Here is a 25,476-nt window from a genome sequence, read left to right on the forward strand (position 1 = left end):
CCTCATCCGCATACCATTCGGCGCCACAACCAGACATTGAGCCTATACGCGGAAGCGGACATTCGTGGCTCTATAGCGACGGCGGGCCGTTTCACACCTTGCTCGGCCGATGACTCAGCCGACTGCTGGCTACGCCGGGTTTGCATCGCGACGCGTTCAGTCAGTCCAGCGGATCCGGTTCAGGAACAAGCTCTCGTTCGGTGTCGGCGTGAACTGCACAGGCTTGGCTGCGCCATATCCGGCGACTGTTTGGTAGAGCGGGACGACTGGAAGCGAGGCAGCGATGATCTCGTGAACTTTGCGATAGTCGGCCAGCCGCGCGGCCGGGTCGAGGGCAGAGCGAGCGCGATCGAGAAGACCGTCGACCTCCTTATTCTCGACGATCGTCCAACCGCTGCCGGCGTGGAAGAGCTCGTACAGCGCACCGTCCGCATCCTGACAGGCGCAGGACGAACGGCTGATGGCCAGCACGGGCGCTTCGACGGGGCCGCGCTGGGTGCGCTGCAGGAAGCTGGGCGTATCGATCAGCTCGATCGACACGTCGAGCCCGGCATCGCGCAGTTGCTGTTGGATCGCCTGAACGACGCGCTGGTCGAAGAATGGCGCGGTCGTGAGCGGAATCGGAATTTTTCCGGCCGCACCCGCCTCGGCAACCAGGGCCTTCGCGCGGGCGGGATCGTAGGCCAGCCCCCCGATGCCATCTGCCCAGCCGAAATGTGCGGGCGTGAGCATCTGTGCGATCGGCTTCTCCTGTCCGCCCAGAATGCCGTCGATGATCCCCTGCTTGTCGACGGCTCGCGCAATCGCCTCACGGATCTTGGGATCGTCGAAAGGCGGGCGATTAGGATTCAGACGTAGATAGGCGAGGCGCTCCGTCAGAGTGGTCAAAGGCTTGGCGCGCTGTGAGCCCTTGAGCTGGGCGAGCTGGTCACTGTCGAGTCCGACCACAAGATCGGAGGCACCGGCCTGCAGGTTGGCGAGACGCGTGGCACTATCCGGAACCGCACGGAAAAGCGCGACCGGAAACGGCCCTTTCGTTCCCCAATAAGCATCATTGCGGCTCAGGGTCACGGCGACCCCGCGCTGCCAAGCTTCGAACTTATACGGCCCGCTCCCGACTGGCTTCAGGTTGAAGGCATCCTTGCCCATCGCCTCGACGACCTTCTTGGGCACGATGGAGAGCTTGACGAGCTGAGCAAGCAGCGCGGGATAGGGCCCGTCTGTGACGAGCTTGATTTCTGTCGGGGAAAGCGGCGCCGCCTGCACGATCTTGTTGAATTGACCACGCTGAGGGCTGGCGAAGCTCTTGTCGGTGACTCGCTCGATGCTGAAGGCCACATCCTCGGCCGTGAGCCTCGAGCCGTCATGGAACGTCACGTCCGGCCGGAGCGTGAAGATGACCTCGGTGTCGGACACGTTGCGCCACGCCGTGGCGATCTGCGGAGCAATCTCGCCTTTGTCGTCGCGCGTGACGAGATTGTCGAAGATGTTGCGGTAAACGTAATAGCTGTCGGGATTCCATTGGAGCTGGGGGTCGAGCGTTGAGGGCTCGGCCGCGAGATCGACGACGAAACGGTCTGCGCCGGCAATGGCGGGCGTCGCCAGGGCGAGAGTGGCGGCGACGAACCAGGCGAACGACTTGTGCATCACGTTTCTCTCATTCCGCGGCCGGGAAAGGCGCCATTAGTCTTGGCGCCAGCCGCTCAGCAGAGCCAGCGTCGCGCTCGCAGATCCCTGCCGCCAAAGCATCCAGTTAAACATGGCCGCATGTTAGGCCATACCTGACATCTCTCAATTCTCTTTTGAAATCTCAGAAGAGAGAATTCGTCTTCCAGGCCAAGCCCTGTGATCGGTCGTTCGATGAGCGGTCCACCTTGAATATTCAACGGTGCCAGGCGCTCCCCGATGCTGCCGACCAGCACGTTGCTGGTGTTATAGACAATCGGGACAATCGCAGGCGGAATAGCGCTCGGCACAGCGATCAAGGTGAAACCCCTAACCCGCTCGCGGCGTATCCGACTGGAGCGAGAATGGGCCACTTCCGGCGGCGTGAGTGACTTGGTAATGAGGCGTGGTCTGCCTTTCGGAAGACGACGCAGCCGGCGATCAACGACCCCCGTGTTCGGGGAAGTGAGACTTGAGGCCGCGTCGCGCCACTTCCGGACATTCCGTGGATGCCCCGTAAGCGGACTCGGCTTTTTATCATGCCAACCGGATGGCCCGATCTCCCGCCGCTTCCCAAACCTGATCAGGATCTTCGCTGCCAGCGGCGCCTTATCCTGCGGAAGGAAGCGGCTGTAGTGGTTCTGCATCATTTCCTGCGGAAGGGGGGATCGCCCTCAGAGTACAAGAGGCTGCGGGCGGACCCTTCTGCCGAAGCTGAACTGACACATTTCAGTTGTGAACGGCCTCACTCGCTAGCGTCTTTCACCGATCAGCACCGATCAGCACCGATCAGGTCGGACGCAGGGGGATACGATCCTGAAGGGTCGGCATAACGGACGTTGACGCGCCCTTCGCTCCCTCGATCAGAATTATGTCAGGATGTTTTTGCGGCAACCGACCTCGAAGCCCTCGTGAACAGGACCGATTGGCGCTATTCTTGGCTTGCGCAACCGCCATCTGACTACTGCGCACCTGTGATACGAGGGCTCCTGACATGCTGGCTGGTGTCGAGAGAAAATCGAATCCGGGCCAGCGTTCGGCCCCGGCTCCGTGCACCCGAGCTAGGCACCTCCCGGCAAATGGGGCAGCGGGTGGACCACGAGCGCTGGACGAATCCGGGTCGGCGCCGGTCGGACGAACTGCCGGAAATGCTCGACGCACCGATGAATGAGATCGTTCACACTCCGGTAACCCGGAGGGCTTGAAGGAGGCTGGAGTGGGTCTTGTTCTCGACAAGGTGCGTCGCGACGTCGGAGCGCTGACGCACATTCACGAGACGACGCTGCGGCTTCCACCGGGAACGATGACCGTGTTGCTCGGCGCGACGCTGGCGGGAAAGACCTCTCTGATGCGGCTGATGGCCGGCCTCGACAGGCCGACATCGGGGCGCATCCTGGTCGATGAGGGCGGCCGAGAGAGGGATGTAACTGGCCTAGCCGTACGCGAGCGCTCGGTCGCGATGGTCTACCAGCAATTCATCAACTACCCCAACCTCAACGTCTTCGAGAACATCGCCTCGCCCCTCAGGGTCAAAGGGCTGCCCAAGGCGGAAATCGAGAGCAAGGTGCGAGCAATGGCGCGCCTGATGCAACTCGATCCATTCCTTGAGCGGATGCCGCTCAACCTCTCCGGCGGGCAGCAGCAGCGTACCGCCATGGCTCGCGCGCTGATCAAGGGCGCCGATCTCGTCCTGCTCGACGAGCCATTGGCCAACCTTGATTACAAGTTGCGCGAGGAACTGCGCGAGGAACTTCCCAAGATCGTTCGCATGTCGAATGCGACAGTCGTCTATGCCACGACCGAACCGCAGGAAGCGCTGCTGCTGGGCGACCATACCGCCACGCTCTGGCAGGGCCGGGTGACGCAATACGGGCCGAGCGCGGAGGTCTATCGCCGGCCGCAGGATCTGATCACGGCGCGCATCTTCTCCGATCCGCCGCTCAACATTTTGCCTGTTACCAAAAATGGCGCGGAAATCGTCCTCCCCGACGGTGTGAGCGCTCCCGCGACTGGAGCGCTCACCGGGCTAGCCGACGGGGATTATCAGGTCGGATTTCGGGCCCATCATCTTCATTTACGAGTTCCCGCCGGGCCTAGCCTGCGCTTCGACGGCAGGGTGATCGTGGCTGAGATCGCCGGCTCCGAAAGTTTCGTCCATGTCGAATGCGCGGGTGCGCGCTGGGTGGCGCTTGCGCCGGGCGTGCACGATTTGGAGCCCGGCGCCACCATCTCAGTGCATGTCGACCCGACGACTGTCTTCGTCTTTGATTCCAACGGGCGGCTCGCTCACGCCCCAGCCTTCCTCTCGGCTGCTTGAGGAGACGCTCAATGGCGCGCATCGAGCTTTCCGATCTCGCGCATTCCTATAAGCGAGGCGCTTCGGCACCGGGCGATTTCGCTCTGAAGCCGATGACGCTGACCTGGCGCCAGGGAGGCGCCTACGCCTTGCTCGGCCCCTCCGGCTGCGGCAAGACGACGTTGCTCAACATCATCTCGGGTCTTGTCATCCCATCACATGGCCGCGTGCTGTTCGATGGCCGGGATGTCGCGCACTTGCCAACGGAAGAGCGCAACATCGCCCAGGTGTTTCAATTCCCGGTCGTTTACGACACGATGACCGTCTACGAGAATCTCGCCTTCCCGCTGCGCAATCGCGGCATGGAGGCCAGAGCCGTCGATGGCCGTGTGCGCGAGATCGCGACGCTTCTGGAACTGACCGGCGAGCTCAACCACAAGGCGAGAGGACTCACGGCTGACGCCAAGCAGAAGATCTCGCTCGGTCGCGGCCTCGTCCGCCCTGATGTTGCAGCCATCCTCTTCGACGAGCCTTTGACCGTCATCGACCCGCAACTGAAGTGGGAGTTGCGTTCCAAGCTCAAGGCGCTTCACAGAGCGCTCGACGTCACCATGATCTATGTGACGCATGACCAGACCGAGGCGCTGACCTTCGCCGACACCGTGGTCGTGATGCATGATGGAAGGGTCGTGCAGACCGGGCGGCCGGACGAATTGTTCGAGAAGCCGGCCCATACCTTCGTCGGCTATTTTATCGGCTCCCCGGGCATGAACGTGATTCCGGCCTCTGTCGCGGGCAACTGCGCCCATGTCGCGGGAGCGACGATCGAGTTGCCACGGAGCTACGACATTCCGTCCGGCAAACGGATCGAGATCGGGATCAGGCCCGAATTCGCAACACTCGCCCGCCCCGGCGAGGGGGTACCCGTCACGGTCGAGCGCATCGATGATCTCGGCCGCTCCCGGCTGGCGCGCCTGCGATTGCGCGAATACGCGGTTGCCGCCGGTGTGCCCGACGGGCTCAGCGACATCGGCGAGAGCGCGGGGCTCATCCTTCAGCCCGATCACATCCATGTCTATGCCGATGGCGAACGGCTGGAGGGCAGGGCGTGATGGACAAGCCCTATGACAACCGCGCCTGGTTCCTTGTTCTGCCGGTCCTCGCCATCGTTGCCTTCTCGGCGGTGATCCCGCTGATGACGGTGGTGAACTATTCGGTGCAGGATACGTTCGGCAACAACCAGTTCTTCTGGAACGGCACCGGCTGGTTCAAGGAACTGCTCGACCCGTCGAGCGACCTGGGCGGCCGCGTGCGCGACTCGTTTTGGCGCAACCTCCTGTTCTCCGCGATCATCCTGACGATCCAGGTGCCGCTGGGCATCACGGTCGCGCTCGCCATGCCGCGCGAGGGCTGGAAGGTGGCGGCGACGCTGGTGCTGATGGCGATGCCGCTGCTCGTGCCGTGGAACGTGGTCGGCACGATCTGGCAGGTGTTCGCGCGCGGCGATATCGGGCTGCTCGGCTACACAGTCAACCGGCTCGGCATCGACTACAACTATGTCGCCGATCCGCTTGCGGCTTGGATCACCATCATCGTGATGGACGTCTGGCACTGGACCTCGCTGGTGGCGCTGCTCTGCTATGCCGGCTTGAAATCCATCCCGGACGCCTTTTACCAGGCCGCACGTATCGACGGCGCCAGCCGCTGGGCGGTGTTCCGTTTCATCCAGCTGCCGAAGATGCGGCGCGTGCTGATCATAGCCGTTCTGCTGCGCTTCATGGATTCGTTCATGATCTATACCGAGCCCTTCGTCGTCACCGGCGGCGGACCAGGCAATTCGACGACCTTCCTCTCGATCGAGCTGGTGAAGCTCGCGCTCGGCCAGTTCGATCTCGGCAAGGCCGCGGCGATGTCGATCGTCTACAACCTGATCATCCTCGCCGTGTGCTGGGTCTTCTACACGGTGATGACCAATCTCGATGTCGAGCGTCGGCGCCCGCCGGCGGATGCTGAGGGCGGCCGATGACGACGGGCAGCCTCAGCTCGACCGCGGCACTTTCCGCAGCCGAAGCGGCACCGAAGGCGCGCTCCGCCCTTCGCTTCAACGGCAGCGCGCTGACGCTCGGCCTCTATCTGATTTTCCTGATCCTGCCGATTTACTGGCTCGTCGTGATGAGCCTGAAGACCAATGCCGAGATCAATTCCGGCATGACGCTCTGGCCGCGCGAGATCACATTCGAGAACTACCGGACGATCTTCACCGACCCGTCCTGGTACTCCGGCTACATCAACTCGCTGACCTATGTGGTCATGAATACGGTGATCTCGATCACGCTGGCGCTTCCAGCCGCCTATGCCTTCTCGCGCTACCGCTTCCTCGGCGACAAGCACCTGTTCTTCTGGCTCCTCTCGAACCGGATGGCGCCCCCCGCGATCTTCGCACTGCCCTTCTTCAACCTCTATTCGGCGATCGGGCTCTTCGACACGCCGCTCGCGGTGGCGCTGGCTCATTGCCTGTTCAATGTGCCGCTCGCGGTCTGGATCCTCGAAGGCTTCATGTCCGGCGTGCCGCGCGAAATCGACGAGACAGCCTATCTCGATGGCTATTCCTTCCCGCGCTTCTTCGTGAAGATCTTCACCCCGATCATCGCCAACGGCATCGGCGTCACCGCCTTCTTCTGTTTCATGTTCTCCTGGGTCGAGCTCTTGCTGGCGCGGACCCTGACGACGGTCAACGCCAAGCCGATCGCCGCCACGATGACGCGCACGGTCTCGGCCGCAGGCATGGACTGGGGACTGCTCGCGGCCGCCGGCGTGCTGACGTTGATCCCCGGTGCGCTCGTGATCTGGTTCGTCCGAAACTACATCGCCAAGGGCTTTGCCCTGGGGAGGGTCTGATGCCCGATCTGGCATGGATGGCGTGGACACCGCAGACCGGGCTGTTCTTTGCCGGTCTCTTCGGCCTGCTCGGCGTGATGACGGCGCTGGCGATCTGGCGGCCCGAACTCGAGCGCGTCGGCGTGCTCGGCATCCCGACGACACGCGGCGACCGACTCTTCCTGAGCCTGCTTGGATCGGCCTTCATCCACCTCGCCTGGCTCGGCCTCACCGCCGCCGATCTCTGGTGGGCGACCGGCCTTTCGTTTCTCTACGCCACCACGGTTTTTCGCTTCGTCTAACCCTAACCACGGAGGCTGCTCTCGCACGAACATTGCCTGCGCAAAGGGAGCCAACAAGGCTCGCAAGAACAATCAACTAGTGGAGGAAACGATGAGAAAGCAGATGCTAGCCGCTACCGCGCTCAGCTCCTTGCTCAGCGCCGTGCCCGCCCTCGCCGACATGGATGCGGCGCGACGCTGGGTCGACAGCGAATTCCAGCCTTCCACACTGGCCAAGGATGCGCAGCTCAAGGAAATGGAGTGGTTCGTCAATGCCGCGAAACCCTTCGCCGGCATGGAGGTCAATATCGTCTCAGAGACCATCACCACCCATGAATACGAAGCCCGTACGCTGGCCAGGGCCTTCAGCGAGATCACCGGCATCAAGCTGAAGCACGACCTGATCCAGGAAGGCGACGTGGTCGAGAAGCTGCAGACACAGATGCAGTCCGGCCGGAACGTCTATGACGGCTGGATCAACGACTCCGACCTGATCGGCACGCATTTTCGCTACAAGCAGACCACGAACCTGACGGACTGGATGGCGGGGCCGGGCAAGGACGTCACCAACCCGATGCTCGACGTCGACGACTTCATCGGTAAATCCTTCGGCACCGCACCGGACGGAAAGCTCTACCAGCTGCCGGACCAGCAATTCGCGAACCTTTACTGGTTCCGCTACGACTGGTTCACCCGCCCGGACTTCAAGGAGAAATTCAAGACCAAGTACGGCTACGAGCTCGGCGTACCCGTCAACTGGTCGGCCTATGAAGACATTGCCGAGTTCTTCTCGAACGATATCAAGGAGGTCGACGGCGTCCGGGTCTTTGGCCATATGGACTACGGCAAGAAGGACCCCTCGCTCGGCTGGCGCTTCACCGATGCCTGGCTCTCGATGGCCGGCAATGGCGACAAGGGCATCCCGAACGGCAAGCCGGTCGACGAATGGGGCATCCGCATGGAGGGCTGCCGCCCGGTCGGCTCCTCGGTGGATCGCGGCGGCGACACCAACGGCCCGGCTTCGGTCTATGCCGTCCAGAAATATGTCGACTGGCTCAACAAATACGCGCCGCCTCAGGCACGCGGCATGACCTTCTCGGAATCGGGGCCTGTACCGGCGCAGGGCACGATCGCGCAGCAGATCTTTTGGTACACCGCCTTCACGGCCGACATGGTCAAGCCCGGCCTGCCGGTGGTGAATGCCGACGGCACCCCGAAATGGCGCATGGCCCCCTCGCCCAAGGGCTCCTACTGGAAGGAAGGCATGAAGCTTGGCTACCAGGATGCCGGCTCATTGACCCTGCTTGAATCGACCCCGCTGGAGAAGCGCAAGGCGGCCTGGCTCTACCTCCAGTTCATCGTCTCCAAATCGGTCAGCCTGAAGAAGAGCCATGTCGGCCTGACCTTCATCCGCGAGAGCGACATCTGGGACAAGAGCTTCACAGAGCGGGCGCCGAAACTCGGCGGGCTGATCGAGTTCTACCGCTCGCCGGCGCGCGTGCAGTGGACGCCGACCGGCAACAACGTTCCCGACTACCCGCGCCTCGCCCAACTCTGGTGGCAGAACATCGGCGATGCCTCCTCGGGCGCCAAGACCGCGCAGGCGGCGATGGATTCACTCGCGGCGGCGCAGGACTCGGTGTTGGAGCGGCTCGAACGCTCCGGCGTCCAGGGCGATTGCGGCCCGAAGCTGAACCCGAAGCAGACGGCGGATGCCTGGTTCGCCAAGTCCAAGGCGGACGGCAACATCGCGCCGCAGCCCAAGCTCGCCAATGAGAAGCCGAAGGGCGAGACGATCGACTACGACACGCTGATCAAGTCCTGGCCGGCGACTCCGCCCAAGAAGAACTGAGACAAACGCTCCGGGGGTGCGGGCGGGCAGTGCGAGCCGCCCGCACACCATTCGGCAGCCGCAAGGAATGGCGCACCTACCACGAGCAGGATCCCTTATTGGCTTTATCTCATGCGCAGCCCGAGGGATCGTTGCCCCCACACAGTGGTGAGCGCGGCATCGCCGGCTCAACGGCGAAGGCAAATTCCAGGCAAGATCCGCCCCAACGCTTGCGGTGCTTACCCCCAACGCAGCGCAGCCGTATGGACCGGCGAGTCCCAGAGTTGGATCATGCTGTCGTCCAGCGCCGTCACGGTTAGCGAACAACCAGCCATGTCCAGAGAGGTGACGTAAGACCCAACCAGGCCACGTGCGATGGCGAGACCGCGTCCCGCCAGGACGCGCCTTGCAGCATTGGCCATCAGATAGAGCTCCATGGCGGGCGTCCCGCCGAAGCCATTGACGAGCAGCAGGCAGGGCGCGCCGCTCTTCAGGGAAAGATCGCCGAGGATCGCCCCCATCATCTCGTCGGCGATAGCGTCCGCCGTTGCCAGCTTCACGCGCCGCCGGCCCGGTTCGCCGTGGATGCCGACGCCCATCTCTATCTCGTCCTCACCGAGGGTGAAGGTCGGCTTGCCGGCTGCAGGCACGGTGCAGGAAGTGAGGGCCACGCCCATCGAGCGGGTGCGCCGGTTGACCTCCTCGCCGAGGGACTTCAGCGTATCGAGCTCGCGGCCCTGCTCGGCGGCGGCGCCGACCATCTTCTCGACGATCAGCGTGCCTGCGACGCCACGCCGGCCGGTGGACCAGGTCGAGGCCGGGACCGCGACGTCGTCATCGGTGATGACGGTCGCGACTGGGCTCTCGGCCATCTCGGCCGCCATCTCGAAATTCATCACGTCGCCTTCATAGTTCTTGACGATGAAGAGCGAGCCCGCCGCCGTGCCGACGGCGTTCACCGCCGCCAGCATCTGGTCCGGCGTCGGCGAGGTGAAGACCTGCCCCGGACAGGCGGCATCGAGCATGCCGGTGCCGACGAAGCCGGCATGCAAGGGTTCATGGCCAGAGCCCCCACCCGAGATCAGCGCGACCTTGCCGGGCTTCAGCACCTTGCGTCGAACGAACTTTTCCTCTTCGCCGAGCATGAGGATATCGCCATGAATGGCGGCGAGTCCCTGGAGGCTCTCCGACAGAATGCTGTCGACCGCGTTGATCAGTTTCTTCATAGGCTCTCCCCCTGCGCATCGGCTTCTTCGTCGGCGGCGGCCGGGATCAGGGACACCAGGCCGCGCGCGACCCCCAGCACGATATGGTCGACCCGGGCATTCAGGTCGGCGCTGCCGAAATCCGGCAACTCGACCACCAGCCGGCGCATCGGCCGCCCGGCATCGACCACCTCCAGGCGCCCCGGATGCGCGGCGCGATAGGCGTTCAGGAAGGCCTGCCGCTCCCGCGGCGCGAAATGGCAGACATGGAAGATCGTCTCCAGATGCTGCACCGGCACTGGCGTGGCATAGGCGGGGCTGATGATCTGCGAAATGAAGCTGCGGTTCTTGCCGATGGCTTCCGCCAGCCGCTGCCGGGTGCCGGAGGGGCGGTTCTCGATGATCGCGCGCAGGATCGCCTTGTACGCGGCCAATGGCGAAGGGTCGGTCGGGAGGGTTTCGGGGCTGGTCATGCGTCCGTCACTGGCTGCGAGAGATCGACCGCCCGGATCGCTTCCTTCGCCATCGCCAACAGCCCGGGAGAGACCGACACGGCCCGGACGCCGGCCCGCAGCAATGCGGCGATGGCGCGCGGATCGCCTCCCGCATCGCCGCAGAGACTGACTTCTCGACCAAGGTCGGCGCCATGGCGCGCGACATGGGCTATCATGGCGAGCACGCCGGGATGCAGGACGTCGGCATAGGCCGCGACCTCCGATCCATCGCGCGCGGCGGCGGTCGCGTATTGCGTCAGATCGTTGGAGCCGATCGAGAAAAAGGCGGCGTCGAAGCTCGCGACCGCCATGGCGGCGGCCGGAACCTCGACCATGATGCCGAGCGCAGGCGCTGCATGCGGCAATCCTTCCGCCGCGAGTTCCGCCAGAACGCCGTCCAGCAGCACTCTCGTTTGTTCCAGTTCCTGCGCTGCGGTGACCATAGGCAGCATGACCTTGAGCGGGCCCAGGCTCGCCGCCCGGGCCAACGCCCGCAATTGGACGCGGAAGACGTCGGCATGGCGCAGGGACAGCCTGATGCCACGCAGGCCAAGAAAGGGATTGGTCTCGCCATCGATCGTGTAGCCGGCGATGGGCTTGTCTCCGCCGGCATCGAGCGTGCGGATCGTTACCGGCCGACCGCCAGCCCAGTGCAGCAACGCGGCATAGGCCTCGAACTGGCGCGCCTCATCCTGCAAGGCCTGCTCGACGAGGAACTCCGTGCGGGTCAGGCCGATGCCGTCGCAGGCCTCGGCCGGGAAGCCGGCGACATCGGCGCTCCCCGCGATATTGACCATCACGGCAATCGGGGTCCCGTCGCGGGTCAGCGCAGGCTCGCGCTTGCGGGTTTCCGCCTCGCTCCGCCCGTGGCCGAGTTCGTCTGCCCGCCGTCGCGCCTCGTCGATGCTCGCGCGCGACGGGCCGGTCAGGACGAGGCCTGCCATGCCATCGACGACGACCGTGCCGGAGACCGCCTCCCAATCGGAGCCGATGCCGACCACCATCGGCACGCCACGCCCGCGCGCCAGCATGGCGACATGGCTGGTCGGGCTGCCGGCCCCGAGCACGATGCCGCCGCCTTGCGACCAATCGATGCCAAGGAAGGCGGAGGGCGGCAGATCCTGCGCCACGATGACGGCGCCGGGCGGCGCATTCGTCAATTCGGGCAAGCCGAAAAGCTGGCGCAGAACCCGGTCCCGGATATCAGACAAATCTGTGGCGCGGGCGCGGAAATAGGCGTCGTCGGACGCCTCATATCCCGCGATCTCCTCCGCCAGCGCCTGTCGCCAGGCCGTGTCGGCAGGCACGCCGCGCTCGATTGCTGCATAGGCGCCCTCGGTCAAGGCGTCGTCTTCGAGCAGCGCCACCTGAAAGCCCACGATATCGGCAGCCTCGCCGTGAAGACTGGCCGCCAATGCCGTGACGGCCTGGAGGGAAGCGGCAACGGCGTCCGCCAGAGCCTGTCGCTCACTTGCGACCGGGCCCTTCACGCGCCGCATCTCGCCGACTGCGCGAAATGCCACCACCGGGCCGAAGGCGAGCCCGGTCGATGCGGCGAGGCCGGAAAGGCGGCGTTCCATCACGCCTCACTCCTCATCGAACTTGCGTGCGACGATATCGACGAGCGCAGCGAGCGCGGCGGAAGCATCTTCGCCGCTGGCCTTGAAATGCAGCACTTCGCCCTGGGCCGCCTTGACGCGCATGATCTTCACCGGGCTCTTGGCATCGGTCCACGGGCCGGCCGCGCTGGTCGCGACCTCTATACGGGAGCCGAAGCGCTTGGCGGTCTGGGTAAGCTTCACCGAGGGCCGGGCATGAAGCCCGATCTTGTTGGTGAGCAGGGCGCTGGCCGTCACCTCCTGCATCCTTGCATTCCTCTCGCTACCTTTTGCCGACATGTCATTCATGCCGACATGAGTTCCTCGGCGGTCGCCTGCACGACGGCCAGCGGCGAGCCGCCGGACGCTTCGGTGGCGGCCATCACGGCGCCTTCCACAATCGGTGCATTACAGATGACGATGCGCCCGCGCCGCTCCTCCGGCATCATTTCCACCGCCATCTCGCTATTGGTCTCGGCCCCGCCGAGATCGACCAGGATGGCGACGCCCGCTTCCGACCACGCCTTGTCGATCGCCGCCATGATGGCGGCGACATCGGTGCCCAGGCCGCCTTCGGCATTGCCCCCGGCCGCGGCAAGTGGGACATTGTCGCCGACCATCTGGCGAACCATGTCGACGGCGCCTTCGGCGACCTTGGCCGAGTGCGACACGATGACGATGCCGACATTCTTGCTGGCTGGCATGCTTTCAGGCTCCGATGGCGTGGCAGATTGCGGTGGCGAGCAGCGCCGATGAGCGTGCCCCGGGATCCATATGGCCGATCGAACGCTCTCCCAGAAACGAGGCGCGTCCGCGAATGGCCTTGAGCGGCACCGTTGCCTCAGCCGCGATCCTGGCGACCTCGGGAAGGCGCTTCGTGAGGTCGGCGCCGCCATGAGCGAGTGCGGCCTGGAGCGGCGCCAGCACGTCGAGCATGGTCTTCTGGCCGAGATCGGACTTGCCTCGCGCCTTCACGGCCTCGATCGCCGCGGCCAGTGCCTGCGCCATCTCCGTAATCGTCGGCTCCGGCGGCAGTTCCTTACCCAGCGTCATGAATAGCGTGCCGTAGAGCGGCCCTGAGGCGCCGCCGACTTTCATCACCAATGTCGTGCCGATTGCCTTCAGGGCGTCGGGCAAGGGCTTTGCCGTGATCGGATCCATGTCCGCCAGCACGGCCTCGAACCCGCGCTTCATGTTCAGGCCGTGATCGCCGTCGCCAATGGCCTGGTCGAGCGCCGTCAATTCATCGGCATGGGTCAAGATTGCCGCGGCCATGGCTTGGATCAGCTTCTTCTTCAACGCGCCGTCCATGGTTCACCTCACCCGCTGGCCGTCGGCGTCGAAGAACAGCGGCTTGAGCAGGCTCACGCTCACCTCGTCGCTGACATCCAGGCCTTCATCCGGATCGACCAGGCTGACGATCTGATGCTGGTTCACTGCGATATGCAGGTGGTTCTGATCGCCGAGCCGCTCGATCCAGTTGACCTTGCCCGTCACCGCGCCATTCCCCGCCTTGGCGATGGCGAGATGCTCGGTGCGCACGCCGATCGTGGTCGTGCTGGCCGGCGCCCCCAGACCGGGGAAGAGGGCGCGCGGCAGCAGGTTGATGCCGGGGCTGCCGAGGCGGGTGGCGACATAGATGTCGGTCGGGTCCTCATAGATGCTGCGCGGCGTTCCGATCTGCACGAGGCGGCCCTGGTTGATCACGCCGATGCGAGAGGCCAGCGTCATCGCTTCGGTCTGGTCATGTGTGACGTAGAGGACGGTCGCGCCCAGATCCTGCTGGATATGCTTCAGCTCGATGCGCAGTTCCGCGCGCAGCTTGGCATCGAGCGAGGAGAGCGGCTCATCCATCAGGTAGATCGACGGGCTGCGCACCAAGGCACGGCCGATCGCGACGCGCTGCATCTGGCCGCCGGAGAGCTGCGTCGCGCGGTTCTGCAGCTTGTCCTCGATCTTGAGGAGCTTTGCGACATGGCCGACCGCGCGCCGGATCTCGTCCTCGGGCGTACGCCGTGTCGGCGACCGCAAGGGGAAGGCGAGATTGTCGAATACGCTCAGATGCGGATAGAGCGAGTATTGCTGGAACACGAAGGCGACGTCGCGCGCCGCCGGCGGCAGCGCCGTGACATCGACGCCGCCGATGAAGATGCGGCCTTCATCCGGGGTCTCCAGCCCGGCAATGAGGCGCAAGGCTGTTGTCTTGCCCGCGCCCGTCGGCCCCAGCAGCACGACGAACTCGCCATCGGCGATGGTGAGCGACAGATCGCTCGCGGCCTGCACCGCACCGAACCGCTTCGAGACTTGCGTCAGCGTGACCTCAGCCATGGGTGCGCCTCGTCGTGCTGGCCTCATGCAAGGCGGAGCGGATCGCCTTTCCCGTCGCCGCATCGAACAGCGATAGCCGCTCAGGCCTGAACGACAGACTGACGCGGTCGCCGGCCGCCACCGGCAGATGGGCAGGCAAGCGCGCCTTGAGCTTGCCGCGCGGGGTGGCGACCGTCACGATCTGGGTCGTGCCGAGATATTCGGTGCCAAAAATCTCGCCCGGAAGGGCGCTGCCCTGCCGGCCGGGATCGCCGATGACGATCTGCTCGGGCCGCACCCCAAGCGCCAGCGGTCCGGGTGCGTGGCTCTCGCGCAGTTCCGGCAGGGTCACGCAGGCGGCATCGATGCTGACCGAGGTCGAGCCCGCAATGGCCGTGCCGTCGAAACGGATGAAATTCATCGCGGGCGAACCGATGAAATCCCCGACGAACATCGAATTCGGGCGGTCATAGATCTCCTGCGGCGAGCCGAGTTGCTCGATCACGCCGTCATTCATCACCGCGATCTTGTCGGCCATCGACATCGCTTCGAGCTGGTCATGGGTGACATAGACCGTCGTCGCCTTCAGCCGATCGTGCAGCGCGCGCAGCTCGCCGCACATCAGATGGCGGAACTCGGCGTCAAGCGCGCCCAGCGGCTCGTCCATCATGAAGGCCTTCGGTTCGCGCACGATGGCGCGTCCGAGTGCGACCCGCTGCCGGTCGCCGCCGGAAAGACCGGAGATCGATTTGTCGAGCAGATGCTCGATGCGCAGCACGCGTGCCGCTTCCTCGACGCGCCGTCTCGTCTCGTCCCTGGGCACCCCCATCGAGACCAAGGGAAAGCTGATGTTCTTGCGCACGTTCATATGCGGGTAGAGCGCAAAGAGCTGGAACACCATGGCGATGTCGCGTTCGCGCGCCCGCTTGAAGGTGACGTCCTCACCATCGAGCTGGATACTGCCGGAGGATGGCAGCTCCAGCCCCGCAACCATCCGCAATGTCGTCGTCTTGCCGCAGCCGGAGGGGCCCAGCAGGCAGAAGAAATCGCCGTCCTCGACCGTGAAACTGGTATCGCGCACCGCCATGAAGGCGCCGAACCGTTTCACCAGATTATCGACCCGGATCTCGGCCATGGCTCACTCCGGGAATTTGGTGACGAAGGTGAACATGATGACGCCGATCAGCGTCGTTACGAAGGAATAGCCGTAGAGCGTCAGCGAGAAGGGCTGCAGCAGCATGAGCACGCCGGCCGCGATCAGCACCGTCGCCAGCATCTCCATCGGTCCGCGCCGCAGCGCCCTGGGCCAGCGCGATCGAGGCGTGCCGCCCGGTTGCCGGGAATGGCTGGCATGCAGGTTCATTTGCGCACCGCCCCGAAGGTGATACCGCGCAGGAGGTGCTTGCGCAGCAGCACGGTGAAAACCAGGATCGGGATCAGGAACAGCGTCGTTCCGGCCGCAACCGCCGGCCAATCCTGCCCGCCCTCGCCGATGATGATCGGGATGAAGGGCGGCGCGGTCTGCGCCGTGCCCGAGGTGAGCAGCACGGCGAAGGCATATTCGTTCCAGGCGAAGATAAGGCAGAAGATCGCGGTCGCGACGATTCCGGTCGTGGCCTGCGGCAGCACGACCTTGCGGAAGGCCTGCAGCCGTGTGTAGCCGTCGATCATCGCCGCCTCCTCGTATTCGCGTGGGATCTCGTCGATGAAGCCCTTGAGCAGCCAGACAGCCAGCGAGACGTTGACCGAGGTGTAGAGCAGGATCATGCCGAGCCGCGTGTCGGAGAGGCCGAGCTCGCGATACATCAGGAAGATCGGGATCGCGACGGCGATCGGCGGCATCATCCGTGTCGACAGGATGAAGAACAGCAGGTCGTCCTTCAGCGGCACCTTGAAGCGCGAGAAGGCATAGGCCGCGCAGGTGCCCAGCCCCACCGAGAGCAGCGTCGAGCCGAATGCGATGATCAGCGAATTGACGAAGCGCGGCACATAATTCGACGGGCCGACGACCACCATGCTGCGCGAGCGCGTGATCTCTTCGCAGGCGGAATTCGCAGGCGGGAGCGAGGCGAGATAATCCGCCGTCTGGCGCGATCGGGTGTTGAACAGGTTGCAATAGCCTTCGATCGAAGGCTCGAAATGCAGGAAGGGCACGACCTTGGGCGGGTAGGAGATCGAGTCCGGCGGCGTCTTGATGCTGGTCAGGCCGATCCAGAGCAGCGGCACGATGGCCACCAGCGCGTAGAGAACGACGATGGTACCGGCCAGCAGCTTGACGCGTCCGCTCGGCGCGACGACGGAGTGGGCCGTGGAGAGCGCGCCGCTCATCGTGCCTTCACCTTGTTCAGCGCCTTCACATAGATGTTCGCCAGCCCAAACACGGCGACGAACAGGATGATCGCGAAGGCGGAGGAATAGCCGGTGCGCCAGGCCTCGAAGGCGGCGCGCTTCAGCGTGATCGAGGCGAGTTCGGTCGTCGAGCCCGGCCCGCCCGAGGTCAGGAGGTTGACCATGTCGAACATCTTGAAGTTCTCGATGCCGCGGAAGAGCACGGCCAGCATGATGAAGGGCAGGCACATCGGCAGCGTGATCGAGATGAATTGCCGCCAGTTGCTGGCGCGGTCGACCTCGGCTGCCTCGTAGATGTAGTCCGGGATCGAGCGCAGGCCGGCCAGGCAGATCAGCATCACATAGGGCGTCCACATCCAGGTATCGACGATGATGATCGCCCAGGGGCTCAAGGTGACGTCGCCCAGCATCTGGAAGGAGGACGGCGCAAGCCCCGTGAAGAACGAGACGACGTAATTGAACAGGCCGATCTGCGGCTGGTAGAGGAAGGTCCAGAAATTGCCGACCACGGCCGGCGACAGCATCATCGGGATCAGGATCAGCGTGGTCCAGAAGCCATGGCCGCGGAATTTGCGGTCGATCAGGTAGGCCAGCGCAAAGCCGATGACGGTCTGCAGCAGGATCGTCCAGAACACGAAATGCGCCGTCGCCTGCATGCGCTGCCAGATTTCCGGATCCGACAGGATCGCCTGGTAGTGATCGAGCCCGACATTGCGCAGCGGTGCATTGGGGCGATTGGCGCGGTAATTGGTGAAGGAAAGCTGGATCGTCCAGATCAGCGGGAACAGGTTGATCGCGAGCAGGAGGATCATCGTCGGCGCGATGAAGATCCAGGCGATGGCTTTGTCGCTGAGACCCCGGACCCGCTGGGCGATTGGGGGATAGGCTGCGCGCATCGCTGCCGCGCTCCTGATGCCGGTGACGTCGCTCGCATTCATGACTCAGCACCGTTCAAAGGCAAGGTCGGGGACTGGCTGCGCCACCTGCGATGAGGCGCAGCCCCGGTTCGGCTGGGGCGAAGGCCCGCTTGCGTCAGAACTTGCCGTCTTCCTTGAAGACCTTGGTCCAATCCTGGATCAGCAGGTCGAGCGCCTGTTTGGCGGTGCCCTTCTCCGCCACGACATAGTCGTGGATGCGCGCCTGCTCCGCCTGCATCAGCTGCGCGTAGGACGGCTCGGCCCAGAAATCGACGACCTGGCCCATGGCGACGAGGAAGTCGGCCGCGAAGGGCGCGGATTTGGCGAAACCGGGATCGTTCAGCACGCCCTTGTGGCAAGTATAGCCGCCGAGTTCCCACCACTTCTTCTGCACGTCGAGCGAGGCGAACCATTTGACGTAGGACAGCGCCTCGGCCTGGTTCGGCGAATAGGCGACGACCGAGAGGCCCTGTCCGCCGAGCTGCGAGCCCTTCTGCTTCTCGGGCGGATTGACGAAGAAGCCGATCCTGTCGCCGCCAACATTGGGATCCTTGTACAGGCCGGGAAAGAAGGCGAACCAGTTCATCTGCAGGGCCGCCTGTCCGGATTTGAAAGCGTCCAGGCCCTCTTGCATATAGGCGTTGGAGTAGCCCGGCGGGGTGCAGCACTTGTACAGGGACTTGTAGAACTCCAGGCCCTTCACGGCATCGTCGGAGTTGACGAAACCAGCCATGGCGTAGGGCTTCTTCGGGTCCTCATATTTGAAGCCGAAAGGATAGAGTGCGTTGGCGACGCCCATCGTGATGCCTTCCGAGCCACGCTCGGTGAAGATCGCCGCGCCATAGACCTTCTTGCCGTCGATATCGCGGCCCTGGAAGAACTCGGCGATCTGCTTCAGCTCGGTTTGCGACTTCGGCGCGGCGAGCTCGCGGTTGTACTTGGCCTTGAATTCGGCCTGCAGCTCAGGTCTGGAGAACCAGTCCTTGCGGTAGGTCCAGCCGAGCGCATCCCCCATGGCCGGCAGCGCCCAGTAGTTCGGCGTATTTTTCGGCCATTCGGCATAGCCGGTGACGGTCGCCGGCATGAAGTCGTCGATCTTGATTCCTTCCTTGGCGAAGAAATCGTTCAGCTTCACGTAATGCTTGTTCTCGGCGGAGCCGCCGATCCACTGCGAGTCACCGATGATCAGGTCGCAGAGCTTGCCCTTGGAATTGAGCTCGTTGAGCATGCGATCGGCGAAGTTCGGCCAAGGCACGAACTCGAACTTCATCGCGATATTGGTCTTGGCGGTGAAGTCCTTGGAGAGCTCGACTAGCGCATTGGCCGGATCCCAGGCCGCCCAGCAGAGCGTCAGAGACTTGCCCTGCGCCTGTGCCGCGGTGGCAGCCAGCGCGGCGCTCCCGGCGATGGTCGCGGCAAGCATCCATGTCCTGATTGTTTTCATGGTTTTCCCTCCCTTGGCGTGCCGTCACCAGCCGTCATTGGGGTGACGGGTGAACCTGCGTGACCGCGACGGGCACAACCGGAAGAAAAGGCACGGCCGACGCGGGACGTTTCCTCACGCCGCCCCGGAACTAACCGTCCAAGTTCAGCGATTTGTTTAGTGAACAGTCAATCGCTAAACATGTCAAGCGATGAAGACGGCCGATAACATACCGCAATGCAGCGTTTTGCGCCGCGATGCACAAGTTTAGTGAATTCCTGAGTATCGGTGGGTTGGGGCAGCCTGGCCCATCATCTGCTTCGCGAAGCAAGCAGGCTTGCCCGACAGGTCCACGAAGCGGTAGATCGAGCGTCGGGAACTCAAGAGCGACGGGCCAAGGGGCACTTAACACGCTGTCGGTCGGGCTGGCAGGTGAGCCGGACCGGTCCCCGCCAACGCGCCATGACCGCTCGGTCTCGCGGGGTACGAGTCAATGAGCGGACGGAGACGCATTGAACTGCTTCCAAGCCGAAGTGGAAGATCGCTGACGCGGCGCCTTTCCGAGGAATAAGGGAGAGCCCGCCGTTCCAGGGGCACGCTTCTTGATTTGCTGGAAACGAAGCGCCGCCCGGCTTGGTGGCCGGGCGGCGCTTATCGGATTGCGGAATTTTTCCTACAATCGCGGCAACACTATGCCTCGCGTTTCAGGTCAGAAACCGATTCAAGCCGGCGATGTAAGCCTCTGGCAGAGCCCAATGTTTCGCTCCGGCGATGACCGTTTCCATATAGCCGGGCTTCGGCTTTCCGGCATCGCCTGAACGGCCGATATAGATCAGCGCGCGCTTGGCGCCGCCCGGCACGATCACCGGCTGGTTGATCTTGACGTAGAGCCCGCTGCCGATGTCCTCGAACTTGTCGAGCGTGCGGATATCACTGAGCGAGCAGTCCCAGAGCACGCCATGGACCTCGTCGCGCGCATCGCGGATGGCGGAGGCATAGCCGTCGCGCGTGACGATGAAACGATGGCGCGGCAGGCGGGCGGGGCCGAGCGCGTGCGAGTTCGGGCAGCGCTGTGCCATGCCGACCGGGTCCATGTTAAGGCCGTAGGCGAAGTAGAGGGGCATGGTCCGGCTCGGCCTTTTTGCAGGGTCCCATTGTCAGGGCGCGCTGTCATTCCGGACATAGCGAAGCGGAGATCCGGAATCCATCGTAGGGCATAGTAGCCTCCGATGGATCCCGGATCAGCGCGGCTTCGCCGCTTGTCCGGGATGACGGCGCGGTTGTTGCTCTCGTCCTACTTCGTCTTGTTGAACAGCTCGCGCCCGATCAGCATGCGCCTGATCTCACTCGTCCCGGCGCCGATCTCGTAGAGCTTGGCGTCGCGCAGCAGGCGGCCTGTCGGATAGTCGTTGATGTAGCCGTTGCCGCCCAAGAGCTGGATGGCGTCGAGCGCGACCTGCGTCGCCTTCTCGGCCGCGATCAGGATCGCGCCGGCTGCGTCCTCGCGAGTCGTCTCGCCACGGTCGCAGGCCTTGGCGACGGAATAGACGTAAGCGCGGCAGGAGTTCATCGCGACATACATGTCGGCGACCTTGCCCTGGACGAGCTGGAATTCGCCGATCGACTGGCCGAACTGCTTGCGCTCATGGACATAGGGCATGACCACGTCGAGCGCCGCCTGCATGATGCCGAGGGGGCCGGCGGCCAACACGACGCGCTCATAGTCGAGGCCCGACATCAGCACGTTGACGCCGCGCCCGACCGTACCCAGCACGTTCTCCTCCGGCACCTCGCAATCCTGGAAGACGAGCTCGCAGGTATCGGAGCCGCGCATGCCGAGCTTGTCGAGCTTCTGGTGGGTCGAGAAGCCCTTCATGCCCTTCTCGATCAGGAAGGCGCTGATGCCGCGCGAGCCGGCCTCCGGATCGGTCTTGGCGTAGACCACCAGCGTCTCGGCGATCGGGCCGTTGGTGATCCACATCTTGTTGCCGTTGAGGACGTAGCGGTCGCCCTTCTTGTCGGCGCGGGTGCGCATCGAGACCACGTCGGAGCCCGAGCCGGGTTCGGACATGGCGAGCGCGCCGACATGCTCGCCGGAGATGAGACCCGGCAGGTATTTGCGCTTCTGCGCCTCGCTGCCGTTGCGGCGGATCTGGTTGACGCAGAGATTGGAATGGGCGCCGTAGGAGAGGCCGACCGAGGCCGAGGCACGGGAGACTTCCTCGACCGCGATGCAATGCTCGAGATAGCCGAGCCCGGTGCCGCCATACTCCTCCTCCACCGTGATTCCGTGCAGGCCGAGCGCGCCCATCTCCGGCCAGAGATCGCGCGGGAACTGGTTGCTGCGGTCGATCTCTTCTGCGCGCGGCGCGATCTTCTCCTGCGCGAAGGCGTGGACGGTGTCGCGGATGGCGTCGGCGGTCTCGCCGAGGTCGAAATTGAACGGGCGCGGCGCGTTGGCGAGCATGGCGGAACCTCCCGGTTGATCATTGGGAGCGAGCCTCCCTTGCCGCCGTTATAGCCGGAGCCAGCCGGCGCGTCAGTGTGCAGACGCGCCCGGCGCGGTTGGGCGTCGATGCGGTGGCCAGCGTTCCGTGGCGGCAGGCCAAAGCCTGTCCGCACAGGGGCAATCCCTCTTGTTTATCCCCTCCTGGAGGATAGGATATCGACATGAGCCACGCCATGGACCCCGACATCATCAATCGCCTGCGCCGCGCACAGGGGCACCTCGGCACCGTCGTCGGGATGGTCGAGGCGGGGCGGGCGGTTCCCGAGGTCGTGCAGCAGCTCCAGGCTGTCGAGAAGGCTCTGGAGAAGGTCAAGTCGCTGCTGATCTTCGACCATATCGAGCACCATCTGTTCGACCACGCCCAGGCACCGACGCCCGAGGCCCGCAGGTCGATCGAGGAGCTGAAGGCTCTCACCAAATATCTGTGACGGCCGCGGAGCGAGCGCCATGTCGAACCTGAACAGCTTTCCAGCCCGCCACGAGCACGTCTTCCTAGGCAGCGCACATGATCGCCACGAGCGGCGCACCTGGCTCGTCGTCGGCCTGACGGCGGTCACCATGGTCGCCGAGATCGTGGCGGGCACGGCGTTCGGCTCGATGGCGCTCGTCGCCGATGGCTGGCACATGTCGACCCATGCCGCAGCGCTCGGCATCGCTGCCTTCGCCTATCGCTTCGCCCGGCAGCATGCGCGTGACAGCCGTTTCAGCTTCGGCACGGGCAAGCTCGGCGATCTCGCGGCCTTCGCCAGCGCGCTGCTGCTGATGCTTGTGGGCCTTGCCGTGGGCTGGGAATCAGCGATGCGGTTGAGCACGCCGGTCGCGATCGATTTCACCCAGGCCACGGTGATCGCCGTGCTCGGTCTCATCGTCAATCTGGCGAGCGCCTGGGTGCTGAAGGATGGGCATGACCACCATCACGGCCACAGCCATGGCGGCTCGGGGCATCGCCCGCACGATCACGACCATGACCATCACGACCACCACCATCATGCCCATGGCGGCGGGCACGGCGCGGACACCAACCTGCGCGCGGCCTACACGCATGTCGTCGCCGACGCCTTCACCTCGATCCTGGCGATCGCGGCGCTGCTTGGCGGCCGATTCTACGGCTGGGTCTGGCTCGACCCGGCGATGGGCATCGTCGGCGCCTGCGTGATCGCCCACTGGTCGGTCGGCCTGCTGCGCAGCTCGGGAGCGATCCTGCTCGACACCGTGCCGGACGAGACCCTTGCGAAGCGTATCGGCGAACGGATCGCCGCCGAGGGCGCCGAGATCGCCGATCTACATCTCTGGCAGGTCGGGCCGGGGCATCGCAGCGCGATCGTCTCGATCGTCACCCGCGAGCCGAAAGCCCCGGCGGTCTACAAGCAGCTGCTGGCCGATCTGCCGACGCTGTCACATGTCACGGTCGAGGTGAACGCCCGCCCGGCCGTTGCCTAGATGGCTCCGGTCAATCGCCGATTACGCCGCGTTTCCGCAGCAGGATCAGCGTGAACAGCGCTGTGGCGATGCAGGACATGGCCACGAACACGGCGCCGAGATCCGATTCGACCCAGGGCAGGCCCTTCACATTGATGCCGAACAGGCCGGTGATGAAGGTTGCGGGCAGGAAGAGCGCCGTCAGCAAGGAGAGCACATAGAGCTGGCGGTTGGTGCGGCTGGCCGAGCGGGCGGCGATCTCGTCCTGCAGCAGCCGCGCCCGATCCTGCACCGACTGGACGTCATGGTGGAGGCCGTCGATGCGCTGGAGCAGGCGCATGGCCGCAGCCTTCACCGCGTCCGGGGCGCTGCGGCCGGAATGCGTCTCGGCGAAGCGGCGGAACAGGACATGCAGCCCGCTGAGCTGGCGATGCAGCCGAACGGCGGTGCGGCGGATCGCGCCGACACGCTGCGGCCCGTCATGCAGGCGGTCGAGCAGAATGTGATCCTCGACGCTGTCGGTTTCCTCGACGAGGCGGACGACGGCGTCGGTGATGTCGTCGATGATGTATTCGATGATCTGCTCGAACAGGCCTGCCGGGCTGGAAGCCGGCTCGCCGCGATCAAGCGCTTCGGCGGTCATGCGGATCGAATGCAGGGCTTCACGCCGGCCAGTCAGCAGGAAGTCGTCGCCGATGATCCAGCGCAGCGCGCCGACATCCTCGGATTTGTCGGCGATGTCCCGGATCAGGTCGTGCGACACGCCCCAGGCGAGATTGGCGGAATGATCGAGCCGCTGGTGCGGCTCATGCGACAGGAAGGCTTCCTGCGTCGTGTCCGGCAGGGCCTGCTCTGCGATCCAGCTCTGCGCCCGCGTATGGACGAGGTCGAGATGCAGCCAGACGAAGCCCTCGGCCGGTGAGAGATCTGGCAGGGTCTCGCGCGGAACGCGGCTTGGCCGCCCGTCCTCGTCAAAGCGATAGGCCCAGATGATACCGGACTGGGATTGCAGGTCGCCGGGCATGGTCCGCTTCCGCTGCCGCCGCAGGCTGGTCGGCGGCGCGGTGCTAAGGGCTCCGCGGATGTGACAATGGCGTGACGGTCGGGCCCGGCTATTCAGTTGCGGCGGACGGTGCCGGTCATGTCCGCGTCGCCGCTGTTCGCCGTGCGCGCGGGGATGCGGCCGGGCGGTGCGAATTTCAACTTCGTGCCGCCGGCCGCTGCCGGGGCGCGCAGACCGGCCGGTGTCGGCGGAGGCGCACGCAGGGCGAACTTGGGCTCGCCGCCCTGCCATTTGCGTGCGCCGATATCGAACCTGCCCTGGCGCCAGCCGTCGAACTCACGCTCGCTGCCGAAGAAGGCGTTGCGATCGACGTCGCCGACGATGCCAGGCACGCGGCCCGTGGTGGTGAACTGCCAGAACTCCCAGCGGTCGCGGGCATAGCGCTTGGCCAGCGGCGCGGCGGTCGAGCGCAGCCAGAAGGGATGATCGTTGAGTTCGCCCTCCAGTACGTCCTCGTGGAAGTTGATGTCGGTGTAGATGACGGGCTTCTTGCCGGTGTGCTCGCGCAGACCCTTCAGCATCTCGTTGATCTTGGCGAGGGCCAGCTCCCGCGAGATCTTGCGGGTGCATTGCGAGTCGTTCTGCCATTCGACGTCGAGGACGGGCGGCAGCGCATCCGCATCGCGCGGAATATGCTTTTTGATCCAGCGCACCTGATCCTTGGCCGAGCGGCACCACCAGACGAAGTGATAGGCGCCGCGTGGAATCCCGTGCTTCTTCGCCTCGGCCCAGTTGCGCTTGAAATTGGGATCGAGATGGTCGCCGCCTTCCGTCGCCTTGATGAAGGCGAAGCGGGTGCCGGCATCCTTGACCTTGGCCCAGTCGATCTCGCCCTGCCAGCGCGAGATGTCGATGCCCTGGATGACCTTGCGCCGCGCATCGCGGACGCCGTGATGCGGGGCGCTGTCGCCCTTCTTGGGATAGAACGCCTGCGCAGGCTCCAGAAAACTGATCAGAATCGCCGCGAAAGCAAAGGCTCCAAGGCCCGTCCGTCCGCTGGTCAGCTTGCCCGCTGGCATGTGTCTCTCCCGCATCACAGGTCCAGATGGCGGGAGCGTGGTTAAGCGGCGGTTAGAATTGCCGCGCTGTCTAACCAAGAGTTTCAGCCTTGGTTAACCGCGGGGCCGGGCCGCTCAGTCGTCGAGGTCCGTGTCCTGCACGGCTGTCGCTGCCACGCGGCTCGGCTGGAACGCCGAGGCGACGGGGGGAGCGGCGCCGGGGATACGTGCGACAGGCATGTTC

The 25,476-nt window shown here is 64.6% G+C and carries 25 protein-coding genes; 8 read left to right on the forward strand and 17 right to left on the reverse strand.

Annotated features, from left to right (window positions below; genetic code table 11):
- Positions 1 to 156 precede the first annotated feature (156 nt).
- Positions 157 to 1,647: an ABC transporter substrate-binding protein gene (locus AC2FAN_RS16110; protein ID WP_476806969.1), complete on the reverse strand. Its 1,491-nt coding sequence runs from the start codon at positions 1,645 to 1,647 to the stop codon at positions 157 to 159.
- 1,234 nt (positions 1,648 to 2,881) lie between these two features.
- Between AC2FAN_RS16110 and AC2FAN_RS16115 the strand changes: the two genes are divergently transcribed.
- The 6 genes from AC2FAN_RS16115 to AC2FAN_RS16140 all read left to right on the forward strand — a co-directional run bounded on the left by AC2FAN_RS16115 (position 2,882) and on the right by AC2FAN_RS16140 (position 8,971).
- A complete protein-coding gene (locus AC2FAN_RS16115) occupies positions 2,882 to 3,982 on the forward strand; it encodes an ABC transporter ATP-binding protein (protein ID WP_485175336.1) in 1,101 nt (366 codons plus the stop codon).
- Positions 3,983 to 3,993: 11 nt separating this feature from the next.
- Positions 3,994 to 5,073 (forward strand): ABC transporter ATP-binding protein, encoded by a 1,080-nt coding sequence (locus tag AC2FAN_RS16120; RefSeq protein WP_476806971.1) that lies wholly within the window; start codon positions 3,994 to 3,996, stop codon positions 5,071 to 5,073.
- Positions 5,073 to 5,987: a carbohydrate ABC transporter permease gene (locus AC2FAN_RS16125; RefSeq protein WP_476806972.1), complete on the forward strand. Its 915-nt coding sequence runs from the start codon at positions 5,073 to 5,075 to the stop codon at positions 5,985 to 5,987. Before AC2FAN_RS16120 ends, AC2FAN_RS16125 begins: the two co-directional genes overlap by 1 nt.
- Positions 5,984 to 6,859 (forward strand): carbohydrate ABC transporter permease, encoded by an 876-nt coding sequence (locus AC2FAN_RS16130; RefSeq protein ID WP_265053743.1) that lies wholly within the window; start codon positions 5,984 to 5,986, stop codon positions 6,857 to 6,859. The genes AC2FAN_RS16125 and AC2FAN_RS16130 overlap by 4 nt, the downstream gene beginning before the upstream one ends.
- A complete protein-coding gene (locus AC2FAN_RS16135) occupies positions 6,859 to 7,140 on the forward strand; it encodes a DUF2160 domain-containing protein (RefSeq protein ID WP_265053742.1) in 282 nt (93 codons plus the stop codon). Before AC2FAN_RS16130 ends, AC2FAN_RS16135 begins: the two co-directional genes overlap by 1 nt.
- A 91-nt stretch (positions 7,141 to 7,231) precedes the next feature.
- Positions 7,232 to 8,971: an ABC transporter substrate-binding protein gene (locus AC2FAN_RS16140; RefSeq protein ID WP_265053741.1), complete on the forward strand. Its 1,740-nt coding sequence runs from the start codon at positions 7,232 to 7,234 to the stop codon at positions 8,969 to 8,971.
- Positions 8,972 to 9,189: 218 nt separating this feature from the next.
- Here the strand turns inward: AC2FAN_RS16140 and dhaK are convergent, their stop codons facing one another.
- The 14 genes from dhaK to AC2FAN_RS16210 all read right to left on the reverse strand — a co-directional run bounded on the left by dhaK (position 9,190) and on the right by AC2FAN_RS16210 (position 21,710).
- Complete coding sequence (dhaK, locus tag AC2FAN_RS16145) at positions 9,190 to 10,176, reverse strand: dihydroxyacetone kinase subunit DhaK (RefSeq protein ID WP_476806974.1); 987 nt, start codon at positions 10,174 to 10,176, stop codon at positions 9,190 to 9,192.
- Entirely contained in the window at positions 10,173 to 10,628 is a 456-nt protein-coding gene (locus tag AC2FAN_RS16150; protein ID WP_265053739.1) for a hypothetical protein, read from the reverse strand. Before AC2FAN_RS16150 ends, dhaK begins: the two co-directional genes overlap by 4 nt.
- Positions 10,625 to 12,229 (reverse strand): phosphoenolpyruvate--protein phosphotransferase, encoded by a 1,605-nt coding sequence (gene ptsP / locus AC2FAN_RS16155; protein ID WP_265053738.1) that lies wholly within the window; start codon positions 12,227 to 12,229, stop codon positions 10,625 to 10,627. The genes AC2FAN_RS16150 and ptsP overlap by 4 nt, the downstream gene beginning before the upstream one ends.
- Before the next feature lie 6 nt (positions 12,230 to 12,235).
- Positions 12,236 to 12,514, reverse strand: a complete 279-nt coding sequence (locus AC2FAN_RS16160) for an HPr family phosphocarrier protein (protein WP_265053737.1) — start codon at positions 12,512 to 12,514, stop codon at positions 12,236 to 12,238.
- A gap of 38 nt (positions 12,515 to 12,552) precedes the next feature.
- Entirely contained in the window at positions 12,553 to 12,951 is a 399-nt protein-coding gene (gene dhaM, locus AC2FAN_RS16165; RefSeq protein WP_265053736.1) for a dihydroxyacetone kinase phosphoryl donor subunit DhaM, read from the reverse strand.
- Positions 12,952 to 12,955: 4 nt separating this feature from the next.
- A complete protein-coding gene (dhaL, locus tag AC2FAN_RS16170; RefSeq protein ID WP_485175342.1) occupies positions 12,956 to 13,558 on the reverse strand; it encodes a dihydroxyacetone kinase subunit DhaL in 603 nt (200 codons plus the stop codon).
- 3 nt (positions 13,559 to 13,561) lie between these two features.
- A complete protein-coding gene (locus AC2FAN_RS16175; RefSeq protein ID WP_265053734.1) occupies positions 13,562 to 14,575 on the reverse strand; it encodes an ABC transporter ATP-binding protein in 1,014 nt (337 codons plus the stop codon).
- The gene (locus AC2FAN_RS16180) at positions 14,568 to 15,689 is read right to left on the reverse strand and encodes an ABC transporter ATP-binding protein (protein ID WP_265053733.1); all 1,122 of its coding nucleotides are present in this window, start codon (positions 15,687 to 15,689) and stop codon (positions 14,568 to 14,570) included. Before AC2FAN_RS16180 ends, AC2FAN_RS16175 begins: the two co-directional genes overlap by 8 nt.
- A gap of 3 nt (positions 15,690 to 15,692) precedes the next feature.
- Entirely contained in the window at positions 15,693 to 15,917 is a 225-nt protein-coding gene (locus tag AC2FAN_RS16185; RefSeq protein ID WP_265053732.1) for a hypothetical protein, read from the reverse strand.
- On the reverse strand, positions 15,914 to 16,882 hold the full coding sequence (locus tag AC2FAN_RS16190) for a carbohydrate ABC transporter permease (protein WP_113511717.1): 969 nt from the start codon (positions 16,880 to 16,882) through the stop codon (positions 15,914 to 15,916). Before AC2FAN_RS16190 ends, AC2FAN_RS16185 begins: the two co-directional genes overlap by 4 nt.
- On the reverse strand, positions 16,879 to 17,799 hold the full coding sequence (locus AC2FAN_RS16195; RefSeq protein ID WP_485175686.1) for a carbohydrate ABC transporter permease: 921 nt from the start codon (positions 17,797 to 17,799) through the stop codon (positions 16,879 to 16,881). The genes AC2FAN_RS16190 and AC2FAN_RS16195 overlap by 4 nt, the downstream gene beginning before the upstream one ends.
- Positions 17,800 to 17,935: 136 nt before the next feature.
- Positions 17,936 to 19,243: an ABC transporter substrate-binding protein gene (locus AC2FAN_RS16200; protein ID WP_442865020.1), complete on the reverse strand. Its 1,308-nt coding sequence runs from the start codon at positions 19,241 to 19,243 to the stop codon at positions 17,936 to 17,938.
- Between the two features lie 704 nt (positions 19,244 to 19,947).
- The gene (locus AC2FAN_RS16205; RefSeq protein ID WP_485175345.1) at positions 19,948 to 20,367 is read right to left on the reverse strand and encodes a gamma-glutamylcyclotransferase family protein; all 420 of its coding nucleotides are present in this window, start codon (positions 20,365 to 20,367) and stop codon (positions 19,948 to 19,950) included.
- Between the two features lie 170 nt (positions 20,368 to 20,537).
- A complete protein-coding gene (locus AC2FAN_RS16210) occupies positions 20,538 to 21,710 on the reverse strand; it encodes an isovaleryl-CoA dehydrogenase (protein ID WP_265053729.1) in 1,173 nt (390 codons plus the stop codon).
- A 203-nt stretch (positions 21,711 to 21,913) separates the two neighbouring features.
- Between AC2FAN_RS16210 and AC2FAN_RS16215 the strand changes: the two genes are divergently transcribed.
- Together AC2FAN_RS16215 and dmeF are read left to right on the forward strand one after the other, a co-directional pair.
- Positions 21,914 to 22,180, forward strand: a complete 267-nt coding sequence (locus tag AC2FAN_RS16215) for a metal-sensing transcriptional repressor (protein ID WP_265053728.1) — start codon at positions 21,914 to 21,916, stop codon at positions 22,178 to 22,180.
- Between the two features lie 19 nt (positions 22,181 to 22,199).
- Positions 22,200 to 23,192 carry a CDF family Co(II)/Ni(II) efflux transporter DmeF gene (dmeF, locus tag AC2FAN_RS16220; RefSeq protein ID WP_485175348.1) on the forward strand — a complete coding sequence of 331 codons (993 nt, stop codon included), beginning with the start codon at positions 22,200 to 22,202 and terminating at the stop codon, positions 23,190 to 23,192.
- 10 nt (positions 23,193 to 23,202) lie between these two features.
- On the opposite strand, the gene AC2FAN_RS16225 is transcribed toward dmeF, so the two are convergent.
- Positions 23,203 to 24,195 carry a CorA family divalent cation transporter gene (locus tag AC2FAN_RS16225; RefSeq protein WP_485175350.1) on the reverse strand — a complete coding sequence of 331 codons (993 nt, stop codon included), beginning with the start codon at positions 24,193 to 24,195 and terminating at the stop codon, positions 23,203 to 23,205.
- A gap of 92 nt (positions 24,196 to 24,287) precedes the next feature.
- Positions 24,288 to 25,253: a GH25 family lysozyme gene (locus tag AC2FAN_RS16230; RefSeq protein WP_265053723.1), complete on the reverse strand. Its 966-nt coding sequence runs from the start codon at positions 25,251 to 25,253 to the stop codon at positions 24,288 to 24,290.
- Between the last annotated feature and the right edge of the window lie 223 nt (positions 25,254 to 25,476).

This window comes from Allobosea sp. RIT-PG3_2, assembly GCF_057321085.1.

Coding starts and splice junctions, on each gene's coding strand:
- AC2FAN_RS16120 (WP_476806971.1), top strand. CDS start 3,994: ATGGCGCGCATCGAGCTTTCCGATCTCGCGCATTCCTATAAGCGAGGC.
- dhaM (WP_265053736.1), bottom strand. CDS start 12,951: ATGCCAGCCAGCAAGAATGTCGGCATCGTCATCGTGTCGCACTCGGCC.
- dmeF (WP_485175348.1), top strand. CDS start 22,200: ATGTCGAACCTGAACAGCTTTCCAGCCCGCCACGAGCACGTCTTCCTA.
- AC2FAN_RS16110 (WP_476806969.1), bottom strand. CDS start 1,647: ATGCACAAGTCGTTCGCCTGGTTCGTCGCCGCCACTCTCGCCCTGGCG.
- AC2FAN_RS16140 (WP_265053741.1), top strand. CDS start 7,232: ATGAGAAAGCAGATGCTAGCCGCTACCGCGCTCAGCTCCTTGCTCAGC.
- AC2FAN_RS16135 (WP_265053742.1), top strand. CDS start 6,859: ATGCCCGATCTGGCATGGATGGCGTGGACACCGCAGACCGGGCTGTTC.
- dhaL (WP_485175342.1), bottom strand. CDS start 13,558: ATGGACGGCGCGTTGAAGAAGAAGCTGATCCAAGCCATGGCCGCGGCA.
- AC2FAN_RS16225 (WP_485175350.1), bottom strand. CDS start 24,195: ATGCCCGGCGACCTGCAATCCCAGTCCGGTATCATCTGGGCCTATCGC.
- AC2FAN_RS16195 (WP_485175686.1), bottom strand. CDS start 17,799: ATGCGCGCAGCCTATCCCCCAATCGCCCAGCGGGTCCGGGGTCTCAGC.
- AC2FAN_RS16230 (WP_265053723.1), bottom strand. CDS start 25,253: ATGCCAGCGGGCAAGCTGACCAGCGGACGGACGGGCCTTGGAGCCTTT.
- AC2FAN_RS16210 (WP_265053729.1), bottom strand. CDS start 21,710: ATGCTCGCCAACGCGCCGCGCCCGTTCAATTTCGACCTCGGCGAGACC.
- AC2FAN_RS16185 (WP_265053732.1), bottom strand. CDS start 15,917: ATGAACCTGCATGCCAGCCATTCCCGGCAACCGGGCGGCACGCCTCGA.
- AC2FAN_RS16180 (WP_265053733.1), bottom strand. CDS start 15,689: ATGGCCGAGATCCGGGTCGATAATCTGGTGAAACGGTTCGGCGCCTTC.
- AC2FAN_RS16125 (WP_476806972.1), top strand. CDS start 5,073: ATGGACAAGCCCTATGACAACCGCGCCTGGTTCCTTGTTCTGCCGGTC.
- ptsP (WP_265053738.1), bottom strand. CDS start 12,229: ATGGAACGCCGCCTTTCCGGCCTCGCCGCATCGACCGGGCTCGCCTTC.
- AC2FAN_RS16190 (WP_113511717.1), bottom strand. CDS start 16,882: ATGAGCGGCGCGCTCTCCACGGCCCACTCCGTCGTCGCGCCGAGCGGA.
- AC2FAN_RS16205 (WP_485175345.1), bottom strand. CDS start 20,367: ATGCCCCTCTACTTCGCCTACGGCCTTAACATGGACCCGGTCGGCATG.
- dhaK (WP_476806974.1), bottom strand. CDS start 10,176: ATGAAGAAACTGATCAACGCGGTCGACAGCATTCTGTCGGAGAGCCTC.
- AC2FAN_RS16200 (WP_442865020.1), bottom strand. CDS start 19,243: ATGCTTGCCGCGACCATCGCCGGGAGCGCCGCGCTGGCTGCCACCGCG.
- AC2FAN_RS16215 (WP_265053728.1), top strand. CDS start 21,914: ATGAGCCACGCCATGGACCCCGACATCATCAATCGCCTGCGCCGCGCA.
- AC2FAN_RS16160 (WP_265053737.1), bottom strand. CDS start 12,514: ATGCAGGAGGTGACGGCCAGCGCCCTGCTCACCAACAAGATCGGGCTT.
- AC2FAN_RS16175 (WP_265053734.1), bottom strand. CDS start 14,575: ATGGCTGAGGTCACGCTGACGCAAGTCTCGAAGCGGTTCGGTGCGGTG.
- AC2FAN_RS16130 (WP_265053743.1), top strand. CDS start 5,984: ATGACGACGGGCAGCCTCAGCTCGACCGCGGCACTTTCCGCAGCCGAA.
- AC2FAN_RS16150 (WP_265053739.1), bottom strand. CDS start 10,628: ATGACCAGCCCCGAAACCCTCCCGACCGACCCTTCGCCATTGGCCGCG.